We start from the raw sequence: 17,106 nt of genomic DNA, 5'->3' as shown, positions 1-17,106 counted from the left end.
GCCGCGACCGACCGCGGCCCTGGTGACACAATGGGGCCATGGCAACGGCATCGACGACAGCGCGCCCGGCGCTGACCCGCACCTTCGTCGACCCTGTCGTCCGGCTGAGCAGGCGGGTCCGCTACGGGGTGGCCGGGCGGATCATGTTCGCCAACTCCGTCATGCTCGTCGGCATCATGATCCTCACCACGAGCCTGCTCTACCTCCAGCTCTCCCAGCTCAACACGAAGCGCGAACAGGACCTGCTGCGTTCGGCCGCAGACAGCATCTCGCTCTCCCTCGGCGCCGTCGAAGCCGATGAGGCGAGTTCGCGCGACGAGTTCCTCGCCCCGTCGGCGCACGAGCGCCTGCGGACGATGCTGCGCACGGTCGTGTCCGAGTACGACTTCGACATCGCCTCGGTCGTGCCCATCGACTACATCCGCACCCCGCCCTCCCTCGGCTCGGCGAACCGGCGGGCGGACCTGGCGGAGAACATCGTCACCGCCTCCTCGGGCGACATCCCCGACGACTCGCTCGACCAGCTCGCCGCCTCCGTGAACACCACCCGGGTCCTCAGCGGCCGCTCGGACGTCCGCTTCGTCGACGACGGCGGTGAGGGCGGGGGCACGATGTACGTCGTCACCCCGGTCTTCGCGCAACAGCTCGGCCTCGACGAGGTGGGCCCCGGCACCGTCGTCGGCGCGGTCGTCGTCGGCAACTCCGCCGACGCCGTGCGCTCGGGCTTCCTCGCGCAGAGCAAATGGCTCATCGGCATCGCGATCGCCACCCTCCTCCTCGGCATCGGCGCCTCGTGGGTGACCTCGCGCGGGCTGCGGCGGGTCACCGGCGACTACGGGGCCACCGAGCTGCGGAACATGATCGAGTTCTACTCCTCCGTGCTCAAGGCCGTCTCCGAAGGCCTCGTCCTCGTCGACCGGTCGATGGGCATCGTGCTCATCAACGCCGAGGCGCGCGAACTCCTCGGTCTGCCGAGCACCGGGTCGAAGCGGGATGCCCGTGACTCCGGGTCTCCGCCCGTCGCCCCGGACCCGGTCGCCGCGACGACCCCCGAGGGTGGCATCCCGCTGGCCGACCTCGACCTGCCCGAGGCCCTGACCGACCTGCTCGCCTCCGGCCGGTGGGCCCGCGATGAGATCCACTACACCGACGACCGCGTCCTCGTCGTCAACCAGCAGCCCACCGAGGAGGGCGCGGACACGTGGGTGGTGACGATGCGCGACCACACCGAACTCGCCGAGCTCACCGGCGAACTCGTCTCAGTCCGCTCGTTCTCCGATTCGCTGCGGGCCCAGACCCACGAGTACGCCAACCGCCTCCACATGGTCATCTCCCTCCTCGAGACCGGCCACGTCGATGAGGCCATCGACTTCGCCGCGAAGGACCTCGACGACCTCAGCCGGGTCACCGGGGACGGGAACATGAGCTTCGATCACCCCGTGCTCTCGGCCCTCCTCCTGTCCAAGGTCGCCCAGGCCGCCGAGGCGGGCATCGAGATGACGGTCGACACCGCGGGACTGACCGGCAGCCTCGGCGGGGACGATCGGGATCTCGCGACGATCCTCGGCAACCTCATCGACAATGCCTTCGATGCCCTGAGCAGGCAGGACGTGCTGCCGGAGAACAAACGGGTGCATGTGCACTTAAGCGGTGCTGGTGGGGCCGCGGGCTTCACCATCGAGGTCAGCGACGACGGTCCCGGCATCGCCGAGGAGGACCTCGACGCGATCTTCGAACGCGGCTGGTCGACGAAGCACGACGGGGTGACCACCGACCGCGGGGACGGCCGCCGGCAGACCGGCACCCGCGGGGTCGGCCTCTCCCTCGTCGTCCAGGCGATCCGCCGCCTCGGCGGGGCCATCGACGTCCAGGGCAGGGGAGAGGACTGCGACGAGTTCTCCGGCGCCGTCCTCACCGTCTGGCTGCCCGACGACGCTGTGGACGGGAAGGGTCCGGAGCCGGTGTCGGCCGCGCGGTAGGGTGCGGTCGCCCGACGACGCCGTGTGACATCGATGTGGCGAGCCTGGAACACGAACCCAGGGTCGCCTCACCGCCTGCGGATTAGACTGGCGGCATGTCGGAGAATTCCCAGGATGGCTCGAGCATCGGTGTGCTCGTCGTCGAGGACGAGGCCGTCGCGGCCCGGGCTCACGCGAAGTACATCGAACGCCTCGACGGCTACCATGTCGCGGGTGTGGCGAAGAACGCCACCCAGGCGATGGCGGCGCTGACCGGCAAGATCCTCGGACTCGACCCCGACGGGATCGACCTCGTCCTCCTCGACATGAACCTCCCCGACGGTCACGGCCTCCAGGTCTGCCGGGCGATCCGCGGGCAGCGGGTCGACGTCGACATCATCGCCGTCACCGCGGCCCGCGACATGCAGATCGTCCAGGAGGCGCTCTCCTACGGTGTCGCCCAGTACATCATCAAGCCGTTCACGTTCCCCGTCTTCAAGTCCAAGCTCGAGGCGTACTCGTCGTTCCGCAATCGGCTGGGCGCCGACTGTCCCGAAGGGGAGGTCACGCAGAACGAGGTCGACACCGCGATCGCCGCCCTGCGCACCCACACCGTGACCGCGACCCCGAAGGGGGTGCCCGACGGGGTGCAGGAGGAGGTCAAAGGGGTGCTCGTCGGCAAGCCGGGACAGTCCGCCGCCGAGGTGGCCGAGAGCCTCGGCGTCTCCCGGGTCACCGCACGCCGCTACCTCGAGGCCATGGCCGACGCCGGCATGCTCGACCGCAGGCCCCGCTACGGTTCCGCCGGGCGGCCCGTCCTCGAGTACACCGTCGTCACCGAGGAGTGAGGGGCGCAGGGCACCCTTTCACCCGAGTGAGCGCAGGTGCTCGATCGCGAGCCGCGCGCAGTAGCCGATCGAGGCGTCGAGCTCCGGCTGGGAGAACGTCGCGATCGTCGATCGGGTGAAGATCGCGATGCTGTAGGCCGTCCCATCGCTGTCGACGACGACCCCGGCTTCGTGACGGAAGTTGAGGAAGGTCCCCGTCTTCCCGTAGTACTGCGCCGAATCCATCGGGAACCCCGCGGCGATGCGGTGACGGAAGATCTGCTTGCGCAGCAGCTCGCGCAGCAGCGCCGAATCCTCCGAGCCGAGGAGCTCACCGGTGTGGATGAGCTCGAACAGGCGGGCCGTGGCCCTGACCGTGCCGGTGTTGAACGCCGAATCCGGCAGCAGCGGCACCCGGCCGGACCGGGCGTCGGCGACCGCGACGGCCAGGGCCGTCGCCTCATCGCCGTCGGCCACCTCGGCGAGGACGTCGTAGAGATGCGACATCGGGGCGAGGACCTCGAACGACCGGATCCCGAACCGGTGGAGCAGGGCCGTGATCCGCTCGGGTCCGACGAGGGCGAAGAGCGCATCCGCGGCGGCGTTGTCGCTCACGGCCAGGGCCATCGCGGCGAGGTCGCGCAGACTCATCTCCACGGGATCGCGCAGCCCCGAGATCCCCGTCCCGCCCGGAGTCGAGGCACTGGGGTCGACGAGGAGGCGCTCGGTGAGGTCGAGGGCCCCATCGGCGGCGGCGTCGAGGAGGCCCGCGACGATCGCGACCTTGCCGACCGAGGCCAGGGGGATGCGCGCGGACTCCCGGATGCCCACCGAGCGGTGGGAGCTCAGATCCTCGGCGTAGAGGAACCCCTGCGCGCCGAGGCTCGTCCACACGCCGTTGATCTCATCGATGACTGTCTCACTCATGGTCTCGGGTAGAGCCTTTCGTCGGCGTAGGCATCCCGGACGGGGGCCACGGCGCTGAGCTCCTGGGACCTCGCCCCGATGATCGCAGCGATCGCGGACCTCACCTCGGGGGACTCCATCTCATCGAGGAGGTCGCAGCTGCCGGAGCCGATGACCTCGACGCGGCGGGCGAGTTCGACGTCGCGCAGCCCCCGGTAGGGCAGCGAATGGGCGCGCGCGGTCATCGCGGTGCACAGGAGCACCGAACCGTGGGCGAAGACGTGGGTGACGGCATCGAACTCGGAGTCGGTGACCCGCAGCTGACCCAGGTGGATGCCGCGGGCGACGAGCGGGGTGAGCAGCCCCGAATCGTGGAGCAGACCCGCGTCCTCGGGCAGGATCGCGATCGTCTCCCGGTCCGCCAGCCGTCCGAATCCCATCCCCGGCGGCATCCCCCGCAGATCGGCGGCGCCGATCGTGCCCTCGGTGCCGGAGAAGCGGGTGGAGGCGACGACGAGGTCGACGACGAGATCGCTGGACTGACGTCGACGCTGCGTCGGCAGGGCCGAGCCGAGGCCGCGGACGTCGAGGCCGGCGTCGACGTCCCCGGATTCGATGAGGTCGTCGAGTGCCGCCGATTCCGTGGGCAGGAACCGCGGCACCGCCCCGCCGAGGCGGATGTCCCTCGTCGCTGCGACGAGCACGGCCGGGTCGAGCTGTCCGTGGACGCCGATGAGCGTTCCCTCCTCACGCCGCCCGGCCGCCTCGGCGAGGCCGTCGATGCGTCTGAGGATCTCGAGGACGTCGGGCAGCACCGCGCGGCCGGCGGCAGTGAGTCTGATGCGTCGGCGGCTGCGGTCGAAGAGACGGACCCCGAGGTGCTTCTCGAGGTCGGCGACGCCGCGGGAGATCGGCGGCTGAGCGAGCGAAAGTTCATCGGCGGCCCGGGTGAAGCTCTCGTGCTCGGCGACCGCGCGGAACATTTCGAGGCTCTTGAGGAGGTTCACGAACCGACTCCCACCTCGGTGTATATCAGAATACGCATGATCGGAACTCCATGTGATATTGGACATGCTCAGGCTGGGTGCCAACGATAGCACCATGAAGCCCCTGACACGTAGGATCATCGGTGCAGCCGCCGTGCTCGTGCTCATCGGAGTCGGCGTCCTCGCTCTGCGCACCCTGCCCGTCCTCCCCTCGATCGCCGCGTCGCAGATCGCGGTCGACCTGACCGCCGGTGAGCTCAACTCACAGGCCTGGGAGAATCCGGACGCCGGCGACGAACTCGCCCGGATCGTCGCCGACCTCGGCGAGGCCTCGCGCACCGTCACCGTCGACTCGGTCGATTCGGCCGGAGACACCGCGACGGCGACGCTGAACTGGACGTGGGAGTTCGCCTCGGCGGACCAGCCGTGGACCTACACCGTCGAGGTTCCCCTGCGCCGGTCCGGTGCGATGTGGACGGCCGAGTTCGATCCCCGCCTCGTCCATCCCGATCTCCGCACCGATCGCGTGCTCACCGCCGAGCGCACCCCGGGCACGCGCGGGCGCATCCTCGGCGCGAACGACGCCGTCCTCCTCTCCGAGGGGGAGGTCATCGACGTCGGGCTCCAGCCGAGCAGACTCACCGACGAGAAGGCGACCTTGGCCCAGCTCGAGAAGTCCCTCGACGTCGACGCCGGCGAGCTCGCGACGAAGGTGGACCAGGCCGATCTGGAGGCGTTCGTCCCCGTGATCACGCTGCGCAAGGACGACTACGACCTCGTCAAAGGCTCGATCTACAAGCTGCCCGGCACCGTCTTCCGCTCCCGGACCCAGCCGCTGTCGCGGACGAAGGGCTTCGCCCAGGCCACCCTCGGCAGTGCGGGACGGGCCGAACCCGACGAGGTCGTCGCCGAACCCGCGAGCCTCACCCCTGCCTCGTACGTCGGGCGCAGCGGGATCCAGATGCTCTACGACGGCACCCTTCGGCCCGCCCCCGGACTGCGGATCCTCGCCGTGAGCGCTGAGACCGGCGACGGCTCCGGCGACTCCGGTTCGGGTGGCTCCGGTTCGGGTGGTGCCCCGACTGCGTTGCACACCGTCGACGGTCGGCCCGGCAAGGACGTGTCGACGACGATCGACGTCGCCGTGCAGACGGCTGCCGAGGAGGCGGCGAAGACGGCGAAGAAGCCGACCGCGATCGTCGCGATCCGACCGAGCGACGGCAATGTGCTCGCCGTGGCCAATGCCGACCCGAAGGGCGCGGCCTGGGACCGGGCGCTGACGGGTCAGTACCCGCCGGGGTCGGTGTTCAAGGTCGTCTCGGGTGCGGCGATGGTCGAATCGGGCATCGCCCCGACGACCTCCCTCGACTGCCCGAAGACGACACGGGTCAACGGCAAGCGCTTCAAGAACGCCGAGGACCACGTGCTCGGCACCGTCGACTTCGCCGAGAGCTTCGCCCAGTCGTGCAACACCGCCTTCGTCAACTCGGCGGAGAAGGTCACGGCGAAGACGCTGAGCGAGACGGCGATGAGCATGGGCATGGGGCAGATCGACATCGGCACGGACGCCTACATGGCCTCCGTGCCCGAGGTCGACGACCCGGTCGAGCACGCGGCGGCGATGATCGGCCAGGGCAAGGTGCTCGCCACTCCGCTCGCGGTCGCGACGATGACGGCGACCGTGGCCAAGGGCACGACCGTCAAACCCCTGCTCGTCCTCCCCGACGCCCGTGATCGCTCGGGCGAGGTCGCAGCCCCGGACAAGAAGGCGCTGACCGAGGTCAAGGCGATGATGCGGCGGACCGTGACCTCAGGCACCGCCTCGGCGCTCGACGACATCCCCGGCGACCCCGTGTACGGGAAGACGGGGACTGCGGAGTACGGCACCGATGTGCCCCCGCGCACCCATTCGTGGTTCGCCGGGTTCCAGGGCGACCTCGCCGTGGCCGTGCTCGTCGAGGACGGCGGGTTCGGCGCCGAGGCGGCCGTGCCGGTCGCCGACCGCTTCTTCACGGAGATGAACTCGTGAGGCACCTGCTGAGGTTCCTGGCCGTGTCCATGTGTGCGGGCATCGTCGCCGCGGGTCTGGCGATCCCGGTCGCCGGGACGACGGCGGCGGCACTCGGGGAGGGGATGAGCCTCTTCGACGCCATGCCCGCCGAGTTCGACGACCGGCCGCTCGCGCAGCCGTCGACGCTGCTGACGAAGGACGGCAAGGAGTTCGCGACCTTCTCGTGGCAGAACCGCGACGAGGTGGACCTCGACCAGGTCTCGCAGGCTATGCAGGATGCGACGCTGGCGATCGAGGATCGACGGTTCTACGAGCACGGGCCCGTCGACGTCGAAGGCGTCGCCCGGGCGGTGGCGAAGAACCTGCTCACCGGTTCGCTCCACGGCGGGTCGACGCTGACCCAGCAGTACGTGAAGAACGCCCTCATCAACTCCAGTCAGGCCGAAGGCGATACGGCAGGCATCGACCGGGCGCGGGATCGTACGGGCGCGAGCGGAATGGCGCGCAAGCTGCGGGAGATGCGGCTGGCGATCACCGTGGAGCAGACGTATTCGAAGGATGAGATCCTCTCCCGCTACCTCAACATCAACAGCTACTCGGGGTCCCCGAACGTCTACGGGGTCCAGGCAGCGGCCCGCCAGTACTGGGACATCGACGCCGCAGACCTCTCGATCGCGCAGGCGGCGACCCTGGCCGGGATCGTGCGCAACCCGGCACGGTACAACCCGCAGAGGAACCCCGACGCCGTCATCGAACGCCGCAACCTCGTGCTGGAGAAGATGGCCGAATACGGCTTCATCACCTCCGCGGAGCTGGCGAAGGCGAAGGACGAGGGGCTCGACCTCAAGGAGAACGTCACCCCGAGGGGCTGTTCGGCCGCTGGGGACCTCGCGTACTTCTGCACGTACGTCGAGAGTGCGGTGCTCAGCGACGAGCGCTTCGGCGCCACCCCGGAGGAGAGGGAGGAGACCCTGCGCCGAGGCGGTCTGCGGATCCGCACCTCGATCGACTCGAAGCTGCAGAAGAAGGCCGTCGAGACCGTGCGCAGGCAGCTGCCCGTCGGTGATCGGTCGGGGGCCGCGCAGGCGCTGGTCAGCGTCGATGTCGTCACCGGGGAGATCCGGGCGATGACGCAGAACACGAAGTACAGCCTCGGCGAGGAGAAGCAGCGGGGGAAGACCTCGGTCAACTACTCCGTCGATGCTCCCGCAGGCGGGGGCACGGGGTTCCAGCCGGGGTCGACGTGGAAGCCGTTCGTCCTCGCCGCGTGGCTCGAGGACGGTCGCAGCCTCGGGGATACGGTCAACGGTTCGGGGAGCGGTTACACGGGATTCTCGACCTCGGGGTGCGACGGGCGGAACTATGCGGCAGGCGGGTACAACCCGCGCAATGCCGGTGACTCCGATGGGGCCAACGGCGGGATGACCGTGCTCGAGGCGACGAAGCGGTCGGTGAACAAGGCGTACGCGGACATGGCCTCGCAGCTGAACATGTGCGACATCCGCGACACGGCGACGAACCTCGGGGTGCATCTGGGCACCGGGAAGAAGCTGTCGACGGCGACACTCGCCGACGGCACCGAGCAGGTCCTCTACCCGTCGTCGATCCTCGGCACGGTCTCGGTCTCGCCGCTGACGATGGCCTCGGCGTACACAGCGTTCGCGAACAGCGGTCGGAGGTGCGCCCCCGAGGCGATCGTCACCGTGACCGGGGCCGACGGGAAGGAGATCACGAGGTCCGGTGGGGCGTCGCGTACGGGCGGGGCGTCTGGCGGGGCGTCCGGCGGATCATCCGCCGGGTCGTCGGAGGGGAAGGGCTGCGCCGAGGTGATCGATCCGACGATCGCCGACACCGTCGCGTACGCGCTCAGTCAGACCTTCGAAGGCGGGACGACGACGCGACTGCGCATCGGAGAACCGGCGGCGGCGAAGACGGGGACGACGAACTTCGAGGTGGGCGCGAGCTGGCTCGTCGGGTTCACCAAGGGTCTGTCGACGGCGGTGTGGACCGGGGACCCCGAAGGCACGCGCGACTGGCGGACGAACTCGCGGGGATCGATGCCGCGCATCGTCTATGGTGAGACAGTGTCGGGACCGACGTGGCGGGAGTTCATGGACTATGCGGCACCGCGTGCGAAGACCGGCAGCTTCCCGCGACCGGCCGGAGCCGGCGGCTCCGGAAGCGGGAGTGACAGCGGTGGCTCGCGTGGAGATACTGGCGGCAGTGGTTCAGGCGGCACCGGTGGCTCTGGCGGCAGTAGCTCTGGCGGTGAACGATCCGGCGGAGGCGGTTCTGGCGGCGATCGATCCGGCAGCTCCGGTGACTCGGGTGCCGCCGACTCGGGAGACACCTCACGGCGAGGCAGCGACGCCGGCTCGGGCACAGACGCGGCCGGCTCGGGCGGGGACGCTGCCGACACCGGTCGGGGCGCTGGTGATGAGAGCGAAGCAGGACTGGGAGGGAACTGAATGCGTGTCGATGCGCAGGGCCGGCCCGCCTCGATCGGAGGCGCCTTCGGGTTCGGGGCCGCCGCCTTGGTGGTCTTCGCCTTCCCCATCGCGATGTTCTCCTTCCTCGGGCTCATCGCCTATTCGGGCTGCATGATCCACTGCGAGGCGGACGCACAGACCGACTGGGTGACCACCATGTCCTATCTCGGCATCGTGGGGCTCCTCGTCATCGACATCGGCCTGTGGGCATGGGCGGGCTACCGACTGACTCGTCCGATTCCGCTCATCATCGCCGCAGTCCCGGTCATCGTCACCGGCGTCGTCGTCGCTGCGGGAATGATCGGCGGTGCCTTCTGACGGTGACCTCCGACCGAGATCGAGCTCCCCGTCCGACCGGCTGAGGAAGGGCATACTGAGAATATGGCTGCGACGGTCAAGGTGAGCGAAGCGCTCCGCAACAGGCTCAAGAAGCAGGCCGCCAGGGACGGCCTGACCTTAGGTGCTCACCTGGAACGGCTCGCCGATGCCGAAGATCGTCGCCGCCGACTGGCTTCATTGGGCACGGCGATTGCTTCGACGTCACTGGCGGACAGACGATCCCACCATGCGGAATCACGCGAGTGGGAGGCCGCCGAGGACGCTGATCTGGGCGAACGCGCACCGTGAGTGACGACCTCGAATCCGGTGAAGTCGTTCGGACGCTTATCGGCTGAGCACTCACTTCATCCGCAGAGCCCGCATGGCGCCGAAGACCGAAGTGAGCGTGCGCGCGAAACGCGGCTGATCGAGCAGTCCGCCGGGAGCGATGGGGACGAGGCGCTGCTCGGCGATCGTGTGCGCATCCGTGAACTGGAGGAGCCCTTCGACGCCGTGCCGGTGACCGAGACCGGACGCCTTGACGCCGCCGGCCGGCGCGTCGATCGACCCCCACGCGGCGATATAGGACTCGTTGACGTTGACCATTCCCGATGCGAGCTGCCGGGCTGCGGCCATGCCGTTGCGCCGCGACCACACGCTCGCGTTGAGGCCGTACGCGGAGTCGTTGGCCCGTGCGATCGCCTCGGCATCGGAGGCGACGGGGTAGACCGCGACGACGGGCCCGAAGGTCTCCTCTGTGCGGAGATCGGCGGCCTCCGGCACGTCGGTGAGCACGGTGGGTGCGTAGAAGAATGGTCCGAGCTCGGGAACGGGGTGGCCGCCAGCGATGACGTGCGCACCGGTTGCCCTCGCCTGATCGACGTGGGCGCTCACCCTGTCGAACTGCTTCGGTCCGGCCAGCGACCCCATCTCCGGACCGTACGCGAACTCAGCGCCCAGACGCAGCTTCCTGGTCGCCTCGGCGAAGTGGGCGCAGAACTCCGCATAGAGATCGGCGTGGACGTAGATCCGCTCGATCGACAGACACAGCTGCCCCGCCGAGGCGAAACATCCTCTCACCGCACCGGCCACGGCGGCCTCGAGGTCGGCGTCGGCGAGGACGAGCATGGGATTCTTGCCGCCGAGTTCGAGCGCGGCAGGCACGAGCCGCGATCCCGCCTCGGCGGCGATCGTCCGCCCGGTCGCCGTCGACCCGGTGAACGCGAGACCGTCGGCACCGGCGATGAGCGCCGGTCCCACCTCGTCGTTCTCGCCGGGGACGAGCTGCCACACCTCGGCGGGCAGGCCGACGGCGATCGCGAGCCGACGCATGATCACGGCGGTGAGCGCCGTCTGCGAATCGGGTTTGTGGACGACGGCGTTGCCGGCGACGAGGGCTGCGAAGAGATCGGTCGCGCCGAGCGTGAGCGGGTAGTTCCACGGCGTGATGAACCCGACGACACCGACCGGGGTGCGGGTGACCTCGGTGCGGGTGAGTCCGGGCACCGCGCCGCGGCGCCGTTCCGGCCGCAGGCGACGCGGGGCGGTGACCCCGTAGTGGCGGCAGACGTTGTACGTGTCGAGCACCTCGTCGTAGGCGTGGATGCGCGCCTTGCCCGTCTCGAACTGGATGATGTCGAGGAGGAGGTCCTCATGTCGGCGCAGAGCGGAATGGAGGCGCAGGAGAACGCGGGCGCGGTGCTCGACCGGCCGGGCCGCCCACGTGCGCGCCGCGATCCGAGCGCTCTCGTACGCGCGCTCGACGTCGGCGGCCGTGTTCGCCGCGAACCGATCGCGGAACTCACCCGTGAGCGGGTCGGGGCCGCGGACGATTCCGCCGCTTCCCGAAGCATCCCGGTAGGGCTCGCTCGCGAGGAAGTCGGCGAGGCGCTCGGGAAGCGGCCCACGCTCGGGAAACCGCCCGCGGCGCTCGGTCGGCTGCGTGCCGTCTCGCGACGTTCTGCCGCCGGGAAGCCGCGTCTGGTCGGGACCCTGCGTCTGGTCAGGTCGCTTGATGCTGGTGGCCGGTTCTGGTCTCATCGTCCCTCGAAGTCATCGATCGGCGGGCTGGCCTGCAGTTAGACTACCTGCCATGGTCTCTGGTGAACTGCGCCACGCTCTGCGTGAGATCGATGTTCCCACCGCCGTCATCGACCGGGACGCCTTCGACGCCAACCTCGACGCCCTCGCTGACCGCGCGCACGGACTGTCGATCCGTGTCGCCACGAAGTCACTGCGCACCCTGCCGGCGATCGAGCGTGCCCTGGCCCATCCTGCCTACTCCGGTGTACTCGCGTTCTCCCTTCTCGAAGCACTCACTCTTCACGATCGAGGCATCACCGACATCGTCGTCGGCTATCCGAGCGTCGACCGCACCAGTCTGCGCCGCCTCCTCTCCGATCCCGCTGCCCGGGCCTCGATCACCCTCATGGTCGATTCCACCGATCACCTCCATCTCCTCACCGAGGTGGCCGCGACGCTACCGAACGGTCCTGACACGACCGCGCCGCCGCTGCGCGTGTGCATCGACATCGACGCCTCGTACCGCCTCGGCGAGGGACGGTTCGGCGACCGCTTCCACATCGGGGCGAGGCGTTCGCCGCTGCGGGAGGTCGCAGACGTCGTCGACCTGACCGAGCAGATTCGTGCCCGCCCGGGCCTCCGCCTCGTCGGGCTCATGGCCTACGAAGGGCAGATCGCGGGCACCGCGGATGCAGGCCGCACCCCATCGCAGATGGCGGTCCGGGCGATGCAGGCACGCTCGGCGGCCGAACTCGCCGCACGCCGGCACCGCATCGTCGCTGCGGTCAGAGCGCTGACCGACCTCGAGTTCGTCAACGGCGGCGGCACCGGTTCCCTGGAGACGAGCACCGCGGAGGGCACGCTGACCGAGGTCGCCTGCGGTTCGGGGCTCTTCTCCCCGGGCCTCTTCGACGGGTACACGCACTTCCGTCACGACCCGGCCGCCTACTTCGTCACGCCCGTCGTCCGTCGGCCCGGTCCCGGCTGGGTCACGGTGCCCAAGGGCGGCTTCATCGCCTCGGGCGTGCCCGGTCCCGACCGCCTGCCGACGATCGCGTGGCCCGCAGGCCTCGACTATTCGCCGCTCGAAGCCGCCGGGGAGGTGCAGACGCCGCTTCACGGACCGGGCACCGAGCTGCTGCGCCTCGGCGACCTCGTCTGGTTCCGCCACGCGAAGGCAGGGGAGCTCGCCGAGCACTTCGCCCGCTTCCTCGTCGTCGCAGGCGGCGAGGTCACCGACTCGTGGACCACGTACAGAGGAGAGGGATGGGTGCTGTGAGAGCAGACGACACCGGGAGCACGGAATCGGACGATCGGGAATCGCGCGCGACCGGTCGCACACGACCGGGCGAGGACCGAGGACGGGCGCGGCGGACCCGGTTCCGGAACTGGTCCGGGCACGTCCACGCGCACCCGCACACGTTCGCACGCCCCACCTCGGCGAGGGAGCTGGAGGCTGTCGTGACGGCGGCGGCCGGGGCGGGCCACCGCATCCGGGCCGTCGGCGCCGGGCACTCCTTCACCCCCGTCGCCGCCGGTGACGACGTCATGATCAACCTCGACGCGCTCACCGGGATCGTCGCCGTCGACGAGGCCAGCGGTCGCGTCCGCTTCCGCGCCGGGACACGGCTGCGCGACATCCCCGCCCTCCTCGCCCCCTACGGGCTCGCGCTCGAGAACCAGGGCGACGTCAACCCGCAGTCGCTGGCGGGGGCGATCTCGACGAGCACCCACGGCACCGGCCTCGGGTTCACGGGGTTCGCGGGCACCGTCACCGGACTCAGCCTCATGAGTCCGGACGGAACGGTCCAGGAGCTGTCGGCCGATGAGGACGCCGAGACCTTCGACCTCGCGCGGGTCAGCCTCGGCGTGCTCGGTATCCTCACCGAGATCGAGATCCGATGCGTGCCCGCCTTCGATCTCATCGCCGAGGAGGTCGTGACCGATCTCGACGACCTGCTCGACGGACTCGTCCCCCGGATGCGGAACGCCGACCACTTCGAGTTCTACTGGTTCCCGCACACGGATTCGGCCCTGACGAAGACGAACACGCGTGTTCCTGCAGGTCAGGCCGGTCCCGGCCGCCTCGCCGAGGCGGGAGTGCGCAATCGGCTGCTCACCGTCCTCGACAAGGAGATCGTCGAGAACGGGGCGTTGCTGGCAGCCGTCGAACTCGGCGCGCGGGTGCCCGGCCTCATCCCGAAGATCAACCGGATCGCCCAGGCCGCGGTCTCCGACCGGACGTACCGCGCACCGGGCCACGACGTCTTCGTCACCCCGCGGCGGGTGCGGTTCAACGAGATGGAGTACGCGCTCCCGCTCGATGCCGGGGTCACGGCGATCCGCGAGATCCAGCAGGCCATCGAATCGCGCGGGTGGAGGATCTCCTTCCCGCTCGAGGTGAGGGCAGCGGCCGCCGATGATGTGGCCCTGTCGACGGCGACCGGCCGGGAGACCATGTACATCGCCGTCCACCGGTTCCACAAGGAGGACTGCGAGGAGTACTTCCGGGTGGTCGAACTCATCTGCCGCGCCCATGGAGGCAGGCCGCACTGGGGGAAGATCCACAGCCTCGGCGCCGAGGAGCTGCGTGCAGCCTATCCCCGCTTCGACGACTTCTGCGCCCTGCGCGCCCGCCTCGACCCCGATGCGGTGTTCGGCAACCGGTTCACCGATGCGCTCTTCGGGGTGCGGGGGTGAGCAAGTGGGAGATGTGAGCAGGGGAGCCTGATCGAACTCGCGCGGCGACGGGGCTGTCCGCGTCCTCGGGGCACTGCTGTGACCAGGAAGGACGCGGCGAGATTCGACGAAAGCCTACTCTGTGTCCGGGCCAGCTGATAGTGTCGGGCGCGGATCACCAGTGAGGTGCCCATGCACCTTCCCTGCGAGCGAACGGAACCGCCGATGTCCGAGTTCGAATCAGCATCACGTCCGAGTGCCGACCCCGGGGCCGGCAGCCCTGAGAAGGAGCGCGGACGCCGCCGCTCGATGCTCGTCGCCGCCTTCGGCACCGTCGTCGAATGGTACGACTTCTCCATCTTCTTCTACGTCGCGACGACGCTGACGAAGGAGTTCTTCGGCGGGCAGGCGGACTCCCTGCTGCTCACCCTCGGCGTCGGCGCGGCCGGATTCCTCTTCCGGCCGCTGGGCGCCATGGTCTTCGGCCACCTCGGCGACCGGGTCGGACGCAAACATGCCCTCGTCGTCTCCGCGGTCCTCATGGCCGTCTCGATGCTCGGCATCGCCGTCATGCCCGACTACAACACGATCGGCATCTGGGCCGGCGTCGGCCTCGTCTTCTTCCGCTGCCTGTCCGGATTCTCCGTCGGCGCCGAGTACACGGGCATCATGGTCTTCCTCATGGAATCGGCGAAGCCGGGCAAGCGGGGAGTCGCCGCGAGCTGGGCGGCGGCGAACAGCGAGGTCGGCGCGCTGCTCGCCGTCGGGTCCGGGGCGCTGCTGGCCAACACGCTCTCAACCGAGGCGATGGAGTCGTGGGGCTGGCGGATCCTCTTCATCCTCGGCGCCCTGCTCGCAGCGCTCATGGTGCCGCTGCGCCGGATGATGGTCGAGACCGACACATTCAAGCGACTCCAGAACGCCGAGAAGACCGACGTCGCACTGCAGCGGTCGCCGCTCATCACCGCGATCCTCGAACAGCCCCGGGCGATCATCGTCGCCTTCCTCATCTCTTCGATCGGATCGGTCAGCTACTTCCTCAACATCACGTACGTGCCCACGTACATCGAAGAGGTCGCGAAGGTGCCGAACTCGGGCTCCTTGGCCCTCGGCACGGTCGCCGCCGTCGTCGCGATCGTCGTCACCCCGTTCTTCGGCGTCGCCTCCGACCGGTTCGGCCGGAAGGTGTCCCTGGCCGGTCTCATGGTCGTCTTCATCTTCACGACGATCCCCGCCTACGTGCTGCTGAGCAACGACTCGGCGGCGATCGCGATCGGCGGCGCGGCGTTCCTCGCGATCCCCGCCGCCGGGTGGAGCGCGGTGGCAGCGGCGATGATCCCTGAGCAGTTCACCGGCACGAGCCGCTTCTCGGGCATGGCGATCGGCTACAACGTCGCCACCGTCCTCTTCGGCGGACTCTCACCGCTCGTGGCCACATGGCTTATGAGTTCGACCGGGCTGACCCTGGCCCCGGCGATCTATGCGACCGTCATCGTCATCGTCGCCGGCGTCCCTGTCCTCTTCCTCGCCCGCAGCATGGGCCGGAAGACCCTCGCCGAGATCGACGAGGACCGCCACCTCGTGCCCGCGTAGGGGCGGCGAGGAGACGGCCTGGTCCTCACACCTCGGCGAACTGGGTTCTGCGCTTGCGGGTGAGCACGGTGAGCGTGCCGAGCACGAGCGCCGAGAGCAGGGCTGCCCCGCCGAAGAGGAGGAAGTTCATCGCCGGCGGCACACCGTTGAGTCCGAGCAGGATGCCCGAGACCTGCGGGGCGAGGACCGCGCCGATCCGGCCCACGCCGAGCGCCCATCCGAGCGCCGTGCCCCGCAGATGCTCGGGATAGTGCGAGGCGATCGCCCCGATGATGAGCGACTGTGTGCCGTGCGTGCCGATGCCGGCGAGGACGAGCGCGACATAGATGGCCACGGTGGCGGTCGTGCCACCCATGAGCGAGACGAGTCCGATGCCCGCCACGGCCGCAGAGACGGTCGCGGTCGGCAGGATCCCGAACCGGTCCCCGGCCCACGCGGTGAGCACGGATCCGACGACCGCGCCGAGGTTGAGGGCCAGGGTGAAGGCGAGTGCCGGTCCGAGGTCGGCGCCGGAGTCGCGCATGATCTTCGGCAGCTGCGTGCCCAGGCCGTACCACGCGAAGAGAGTGAAGAGCGTGGTCAGGGCGAAGAGGATCGAGAAGCTCAGCCACGGCACCCCGAGGATCGTGCGGAAGCCCGCCTTCTCCTGCGAAGGCATTGTCGAGTCGCGGGTCGTCGAGGTCTCCGGGAGGACCTTGAAGGCGATGACGATGACGACGAAGGAGATCGCCGTCACCCAGAACATCGAGCGCCAGCCGAGGGCCGGGATGAGCCAGATGCCGGTGAGCGCGGCGATCGTCCCGCCCAGGGGCACACCCGACATCATCAGGGTCGCCATCGACCCGCGCCACCTCGGCGGGATGAGTTCAGCGGTGAGCGCATTCGCCGAGGGCACGAGGCCGCCGAGCCCGAGCCCGGCGATGAGGCGCAGCGCCCCGAAGGTCGCAGGATTGGGGGCCAGAGCGCAGGCGACGGTGGCGATCGCGAAGACGATCGCGCAGGCGAGGATCGTCCGTCGCCTGCCGAGGGAGTCGGAGAGGCGCCCGGCGACGACGGCGCCGATCATCATCCCAAGGAACGCGAGGGATCCGAGGGTGCCTGCCGACGACGGTGTCAGCCCCCAATCGGTGCCTTCGATGAGTGAGTTCTGCACGGCGCCGTAGACGATGAGGTCGTAGCCGTCCATGACGATCAGCAGCCAGCAGATGACGACAGCTGCCCAGCGGCGCGCTTCGCTGCGCACCGGGGCCTGAGTGGAGAGGGTCTCGGTCATGGGGGAAACCGTAAGGACGATGTGAATCCGATCACGAGATAATT

At 69.4% G+C, this 17,106-nt stretch carries 13 protein-coding genes; 9 read left to right on the top strand and 4 right to left on the bottom strand.

Going from position 1 to position 17,106, the window contains the following annotated elements:
* The first annotated feature begins 38 nt into the window (after positions 1-38).
* Together AACX88_RS01850 and AACX88_RS01845 are read left to right on the top strand one after the other, a co-directional pair.
* Positions 39-1,979, top strand: a complete 1,941-nt coding sequence (locus AACX88_RS01850) for a sensor histidine kinase (RefSeq protein WP_339391392.1) — start codon at positions 39-41, stop codon at positions 1,977-1,979.
* Positions 1,980-2,074: 95 nt separating this feature from the next.
* Positions 2,075-2,806, top strand: coding sequence for a response regulator (locus AACX88_RS01845; protein WP_339391391.1), 732 nt, complete (start codon positions 2,075-2,077; stop codon positions 2,804-2,806).
* 18 nt (positions 2,807-2,824) lie between these two features.
* On the opposite strand, the gene AACX88_RS01840 is transcribed toward AACX88_RS01845, so the two are convergent.
* On the bottom strand, positions 2,825-3,712 hold the full coding sequence (locus tag AACX88_RS01840; protein ID WP_339391390.1) for a serine hydrolase: 888 nt from the start codon (positions 3,710-3,712) through the stop codon (positions 2,825-2,827).
* Positions 3,709-4,698 carry a LysR family transcriptional regulator gene (locus AACX88_RS01835; protein WP_339391389.1) on the bottom strand — a complete coding sequence of 330 codons (990 nt, stop codon included), beginning with the start codon at positions 4,696-4,698 and terminating at the stop codon, positions 3,709-3,711. Before AACX88_RS01835 ends, AACX88_RS01840 begins: the two co-directional genes overlap by 4 nt.
* A 94-nt stretch (positions 4,699-4,792) precedes the next feature.
* Between AACX88_RS01835 and AACX88_RS01830 the strand changes: the two genes are divergently transcribed.
* The 4 genes from AACX88_RS01830 (at position 4,793) to AACX88_RS01815 (ending at position 9,804) form a co-directional block, all read left to right on the top strand.
* Positions 4,793-6,706, top strand: a complete 1,914-nt coding sequence (locus AACX88_RS01830; protein WP_339391388.1) for a penicillin-binding transpeptidase domain-containing protein — start codon at positions 4,793-4,795, stop codon at positions 6,704-6,706.
* The gene (locus tag AACX88_RS01825; RefSeq protein WP_339391387.1) at positions 6,703-9,156 is read left to right on the top strand and encodes a transglycosylase domain-containing protein; all 2,454 of its coding nucleotides are present in this window, start codon (positions 6,703-6,705) and stop codon (positions 9,154-9,156) included. Before AACX88_RS01830 ends, AACX88_RS01825 begins: the two co-directional genes overlap by 4 nt.
* Positions 9,157-9,495 carry a hypothetical protein gene (locus tag AACX88_RS01820; RefSeq protein WP_339391386.1) on the top strand — a complete coding sequence of 113 codons (339 nt, stop codon included), beginning with the start codon at positions 9,157-9,159 and terminating at the stop codon, positions 9,493-9,495.
* Between the two features lie 63 nt (positions 9,496-9,558).
* Positions 9,559-9,804, top strand: coding sequence for a hypothetical protein (locus AACX88_RS01815; RefSeq protein ID WP_339391385.1), 246 nt, complete (start codon positions 9,559-9,561; stop codon positions 9,802-9,804).
* A 51-nt stretch (positions 9,805-9,855) separates the two neighbouring features.
* Here AACX88_RS01815 and AACX88_RS01810 read toward each other — a convergent pair whose 3' ends face one another.
* Positions 9,856-11,535 (bottom strand): succinic semialdehyde dehydrogenase, encoded by a 1,680-nt coding sequence (locus AACX88_RS01810; RefSeq protein ID WP_339391384.1) that lies wholly within the window; start codon positions 11,533-11,535, stop codon positions 9,856-9,858.
* 52 nt (positions 11,536-11,587) lie between these two features.
* Between AACX88_RS01810 and AACX88_RS01805 the strand changes: the two genes are divergently transcribed.
* The 3 genes from AACX88_RS01805 (at position 11,588) to AACX88_RS01795 (ending at position 15,789) form a co-directional block, all read left to right on the top strand.
* Positions 11,588-12,796, top strand: coding sequence for an amino acid deaminase/aldolase (locus AACX88_RS01805; protein WP_339391383.1), 1,209 nt, complete (start codon positions 11,588-11,590; stop codon positions 12,794-12,796).
* Entirely contained in the window at positions 12,793-14,217 is a 1,425-nt protein-coding gene (locus AACX88_RS01800; protein ID WP_459891484.1) for a D-arabinono-1,4-lactone oxidase, read from the top strand. The genes AACX88_RS01805 and AACX88_RS01800 overlap by 4 nt, the downstream gene beginning before the upstream one ends.
* Before the next feature lie 204 nt (positions 14,218-14,421).
* Positions 14,422-15,789: an MFS transporter gene (locus AACX88_RS01795; RefSeq protein ID WP_339391381.1), complete on the top strand. Its 1,368-nt coding sequence runs from the start codon at positions 14,422-14,424 to the stop codon at positions 15,787-15,789.
* Positions 15,790-15,814: 25 nt separating this feature from the next.
* Here the strand turns inward: AACX88_RS01795 and AACX88_RS01790 are convergent, their stop codons facing one another.
* Positions 15,815-17,062, bottom strand: a complete 1,248-nt coding sequence (locus AACX88_RS01790; protein ID WP_339391380.1) for an MFS transporter — start codon at positions 17,060-17,062, stop codon at positions 15,815-15,817.
* Between the last annotated feature and the right edge of the window lie 44 nt (positions 17,063-17,106).

The organism is Brevibacterium metallidurans (assembly GCF_037101285.1).
Taxonomy (GTDB): domain Bacteria; phylum Actinomycetota; class Actinomycetes; order Actinomycetales; family Brevibacteriaceae; genus Brevibacterium; species Brevibacterium metallidurans.
Note: the sequence above shows the minus strand (reverse complement) of the source record. Positions and strands in the feature narration are given on the sequence as shown.

Excerpts from the sequence above, each read along its gene's own strand:
- AACX88_RS01795 (WP_339391381.1), top strand. The coding sequence starts at position 14,422 with ATGTCCGAGTTCGAATCAGCATCACGTCCGAGTGCCGACCCCGGGGCC.
- AACX88_RS01805 (WP_339391383.1), top strand. The coding sequence starts at position 11,588 with ATGGTCTCTGGTGAACTGCGCCACGCTCTGCGTGAGATCGATGTTCCC.
- AACX88_RS01820 (WP_339391386.1), top strand. The coding sequence starts at position 9,157 with ATGCGTGTCGATGCGCAGGGCCGGCCCGCCTCGATCGGAGGCGCCTTC.
- AACX88_RS01830 (WP_339391388.1), top strand. The coding sequence starts at position 4,793 with ATGAAGCCCCTGACACGTAGGATCATCGGTGCAGCCGCCGTGCTCGTG.
- AACX88_RS01845 (WP_339391391.1), top strand. The coding sequence starts at position 2,075 with ATGTCGGAGAATTCCCAGGATGGCTCGAGCATCGGTGTGCTCGTCGTC.
- AACX88_RS01790 (WP_339391380.1), bottom strand. The coding sequence starts at position 17,062 with ATGACCGAGACCCTCTCCACTCAGGCCCCGGTGCGCAGCGAAGCGCGC.
- AACX88_RS01815 (WP_339391385.1), top strand. The coding sequence starts at position 9,559 with ATGGCTGCGACGGTCAAGGTGAGCGAAGCGCTCCGCAACAGGCTCAAG.
- AACX88_RS01840 (WP_339391390.1), bottom strand. The coding sequence starts at position 3,712 with ATGAGTGAGACAGTCATCGATGAGATCAACGGCGTGTGGACGAGCCTC.
- AACX88_RS01850 (WP_339391392.1), top strand. The coding sequence starts at position 39 with ATGGCAACGGCATCGACGACAGCGCGCCCGGCGCTGACCCGCACCTTC.
- AACX88_RS01810 (WP_339391384.1), bottom strand. The coding sequence starts at position 11,535 with ATGAGACCAGAACCGGCCACCAGCATCAAGCGACCTGACCAGACGCAG.